5 protein-coding genes are annotated in these 3,839 nt (G+C 64.5%); all 5 read right to left on the reverse strand.

Going from position 1 to position 3,839, the window contains the following annotated elements; all coding sequences use genetic code 11:
- Window positions 1–1,202, reverse strand: a 1,202-nt coding sequence (locus tag NHF53_RS22145) for a hypothetical protein (RefSeq protein ID WP_252836130.1), incomplete at its 3' end; no start/stop codon positions are given.
- A 102-nt stretch (window positions 1,203–1,304) separates the two neighbouring features.
- Window positions 1,305–1,529, reverse strand: a complete 225-nt coding sequence (locus tag NHF53_RS22150) for a hypothetical protein (RefSeq protein WP_252836131.1) — start codon at window positions 1,527–1,529, stop codon at window positions 1,305–1,307.
- 56 nt (window positions 1,530–1,585) lie between these two features.
- Window positions 1,586–2,044, reverse strand: coding sequence for a hypothetical protein (locus NHF53_RS22155; RefSeq protein WP_252836132.1), 459 nt, complete (start codon window positions 2,042–2,044; stop codon window positions 1,586–1,588).
- Window positions 2,044–2,994: an EAL domain-containing protein gene (locus NHF53_RS22160; protein WP_252836133.1), complete on the reverse strand. Its 951-nt coding sequence runs from the start codon at window positions 2,992–2,994 to the stop codon at window positions 2,044–2,046. Before NHF53_RS22160 ends, NHF53_RS22155 begins: the two co-directional genes overlap by 1 nt.
- Window positions 2,991–3,629 carry a helix-turn-helix domain-containing protein gene (locus NHF53_RS22165; RefSeq protein WP_252836134.1) on the reverse strand — a complete coding sequence of 213 codons (639 nt, stop codon included), beginning with the start codon at window positions 3,627–3,629 and terminating at the stop codon, window positions 2,991–2,993. Before NHF53_RS22165 ends, NHF53_RS22160 begins: the two co-directional genes overlap by 4 nt.
- Window positions 3,630–3,839: the final 210 nt, after the last annotated feature.

The following is a 3,839-nucleotide window of genomic DNA, read 5'->3' on the forward strand; positions in this document are numbered from 1 at the left end:
TCGCCGGGTTCGGCAACACCCGCGAGAGAACCGCTCTCCGACAGAAGGCTCTTCGCCATCGTCACCGTCGGCGGAATGTCGTCATTCGTGATCGTGCAGACGGCAGCGTTACCGTTCTCAAGAGCCACCGAGTTTCCGGAGGTCGCCGCGCCACCGTCGATAGAGCAGCTGTAAGAGGATGCGATATAGCCGGCCGGGCCGGTTTCAGCCAATGTATAGGTACCCGGAGCAACCTCTGCCCCTGTCACCTCGGGTGAGCCGCTCGCCCCCGACATCGGCGTGTTCCCGGATGCCGTCAACGTGAAATCAGAGAGCTGAGACGTACCGCCGTTGTCGTTGACCACGGTCTTCTGCAGCGTCAACTTCGGCTTGCATAGCGCCGTCGTCTCCATCTGCGCCAAAAAAGCAATCGCACCAGGGCCGGATACTATATGAACGACAATTTCATTGAATCCCGTCTGCCAAGGGCCATTCATCTCACCGGAGGCACCGCTGCCGGCCACAAAGCCCACATACCAATATGGGTCCGTGGCGCCATAGTTACTGTGAATACCCTGGGCGACGCCGTTGACCCATATCTCCACGACCGAATTGTCGGCATAAAACGTCAGCACACTCAGCGACAGGGATTCGGGCGCGACTGCCGGATCCAGATTAAACCGATACCTGAAGAATCCATCCCAATCGGTCTGAGCCGGTTGATCTGGATGCATGCCGGTATTGCGTTCGCCGATCCAGGTGGCATTGTTGAACGGCGAAGGCATATAGCCAGATGGGGGATTGTCCAGCACCACGGCGTCATTATAGGTCAGCCCCGCCGGCGGCGCTGTCGCGGCCGGCACATGCGCGTGCCACAGCGCCACGTCCCAGTTGGCGTCGAGCCCAGAAGCCAACTTGCCGCCGGTCGTCGCGTTGTACCCCGTGTTGAAAACGGAGCCGTTGGATTCGCAGGTGAGGGTGGGAAGGGATTGAGCAGTCGCATCCGTCGTTGTGAATACTGCTGATATCCCCAACGCAACAGTGAGAACCGAGGCGTAACTCGCAAGACGCCCATGACCATTGAGGTTCAACGTGCTTCCGACTGGAAAGAAGGGATTATTCTTCCCGGTCGAGGAAATCGCTGTCGAGGCACGGGTGGCGGTTGGTTCGCGCTTTGCGATACGGACAAGGGTTTTGAATGCTCGAACAGCGAGGTTCTTCATGGTCAACACTTTCCCTGGCCCCGTCGACCCGCTGTCGGGTCGGGAGCTTTCTCTCCATGCGAATGCGTGATGTCTGAGGGGGACCGGCCCCGGGCGGTTGCGTCAGCAGCGGCGGGGCGGCGGATGGGGCCGCACGACAAGGGCTGGGCGTAGTGGCCCGCGGATCGAAGCCTGATCGGGACCGGTTCCTGCGGGATGCAGCCGGTTGACGGCGAGCGGCGCCGGAGCGGGGTGGAGTTTGGCGGCGAGCCTCATCAGCGCCAGGCTGACGGCGGCTGCGCCGACGCCGACGCGGCGGGTGAAGCGGACAAGCGCGCTCCAGTCCATTAGACCTCCTGATTTCCAGGTCTCGCTGCGATACGGCAAATGGTCACGAGCTTGCATCATCCTGCGACCCCCAGACTCCGGCGGCCCTCGTCCGCCACATGCACGGGCGCCGTCCCCGGCTCGATCGGTTCGCTGGCGGCGGGATCGTCCATCTCGCGTATTGCGTCCCCGTCCCGCCGGCCGGCCTGCTCGGCGACCGGCAACATTCGCGCGCAAGCACCCTCGCCCGTCGGCGGCACGGTGTGGAGTGCGGCGGTCACAGCCTCGACCGGCAGCACCAGGCCCCCGAGATGACGCACCATGCCGAGGCGAAACTCGGGCGAGGCGTCGCCCATCACGGACGTGACAAGTCCATAGAGATAGTGGGCGAAGACGAGGTCCACTTCGGCAGCGCGCAATTGTGCCGACGAGCGCTGCCGCAGCATGGCCTCGGTCGCTCGGGCCTTCTGCTCGAGCCGGTCGAACATCCTGGAGGACACCCATCCCGCGATGATCGGAGCAATCTCTTTCCGCATCAGCGCTCCCTCCCCGACAAAGGCGAAAACAGCGAGCGCAGCCACTGACCGATAGCCGGCCCACCCGGCGCACCGGTGATCCTTGTGCCAGCCCGGACGGGCTCATCACGCCCCTCAGGACCTGCAGGCCGATACGCCAGCAGAACCCTGCGCAGCGCATCGCCGGCATCGCCGTCGAGTTCCTTCCAGCGTTCGGGACCCGGCGCGGAAAACAGGAAGCCCTGCCCCCAACACAGGCCCGCGGCACGGGCGCGTTGCAGCTGCCTGGGCGTTTCGATCCCTTCGACGACGATCGTGGGCGCCAGACAGGCGGCGAGCGCGAAGAGAGACCGCAGGCTCTCCCGTCCCGAAGGCGTCCTGCTGCGCGATCCGGAAAAGCAGCCGCGGTCGATCTTGATGATGTCCCAGTCGACATTGATCCCGTGAAGGTGCCGTATCGACGCACTGCCGGCCCCGAAGTCGTCGATGGCGATGCGGCAGCCGAGCGCCTGCACCGCCTTGAGCCGGGCAGACGCTTCGGCGATCTCATCCAGCGGACTGCTCTCGGTGATCTCCAGCACCAGCCGCCGGGCAAGTGAAGCCCGCCCGGCGATCATCTGCATGATGACCCGCCAGGACGCATCCGAAGCCAGCGTCAGGGGAGAGATGTTGCAGCCGAGGACGGCCTGCGGATCGTCCGCGAGTGCGTCGAGCACCAGTGCGACCATCGCGGCATCCAGGAGCCGGATATGGCCGCTCGCCTCGAGGCCGGGGATGAAATCGGCGGGTGCGAGCCTCATCTGCCGGCCGAAACGAACCCGCAAGAGGCACTCTCTGTAGAGGGCTGCGGCGTGGACATGAACGAGATCGACGACGGGCTCGGCGACAAATCCGAGGGAGACCGCCTCCGGCCCGTCGTCCGGCCCGCCGCACGGGGTATCGTAGCAGAAGGGCGCAGTTGTGATCGTCATTGGCGTTCTCCCGCGGAGGAGATCACGCGGCGGCGGGTGAGCAGCTGCATCCGCAGCTTCGACTTGAGCTCCTCGGTCGATATTCCGAGGGCGAAGGCAACGCTGCGCATGTCGCCGCCAAAACGCCGCAGCGCCCGCAGGATCAGCCGCCACTCGACTTCTTCGAGGCTCCGCCCGACGAGAAGATCCACCGCCGCATCAAGGGTTCTGGGGGCGAGGTCGTCGGAGCCGCTCGCAAGCTGGCTGACGATATGGTCAAGCAGCCGCTCCTCGCTCGCGGTGATGATGGTGCAGCCGGCGGCACCGCCGTCCTCGTGAAGAACGTAGAACCCGGTCTCGGCATCCACCACAACCTTCAGCGACCGACCGGCATCGGTCCCGATGGTCAGGCTCGGGTCGCTTTCGCTCGGCATCGACACCAGTCCGCCGTCGGCCACCTCCTCTCCACCGAGAAGAAGACTGACCTCGCCGGCGAGAACGCTGAGATGCACGAGACGGGCCGAGCGTTCACGATCAGGCGCGGAGGCACGCTTGCCGAAGGCCGCCCGCTGCAGAAGCGCCGCTCCGGACTCGCCGGCCAGCTTTCCGGCAGAAGCGCCGGCTTCGGGGGAACGGGGAGGACGTCGCGTCATCACGAAACCCTCCCCAGGGAGAGCGGAAACGTCGGTGCATTCGGGCCGCAAGCCTTGCCGTATCGCCCGGGACAAACTGTCGCAACGGCATCCGAACGACCCGGCGCACGCGGGAGGGAGCGGACGTCACGGTGTGCGCAGGAGCCTCGTAACCTATTGATATAAAAGACATTTATCAGCGACAAAATCGGTCGATTAAGACATAAGCATTCA

Source organism: Ciceribacter sp. RN22, assembly GCF_024054295.1.
GTDB classification, from domain to species: Bacteria; Pseudomonadota; Alphaproteobacteria; order Rhizobiales; family Rhizobiaceae; genus Allorhizobium; species Allorhizobium lividum.

Bases quoted from the DNA above. Each gene is read 5' to 3' on its own strand.
- NHF53_RS22150 (WP_252836131.1), bottom strand. From the start codon at position 1,529: ATGGACTGGAGCGCGCTTGTCCGCTTCACCCGCCGCGTCGGCGTCGGC.
- NHF53_RS22160 (WP_252836133.1), bottom strand. From the start codon at position 2,994: ATGACGATCACAACTGCGCCCTTCTGCTACGATACCCCGTGCGGCGGG.
- NHF53_RS22155 (WP_252836132.1), bottom strand. From the start codon at position 2,044: ATGCGGAAAGAGATTGCTCCGATCATCGCGGGATGGGTGTCCTCCAGG.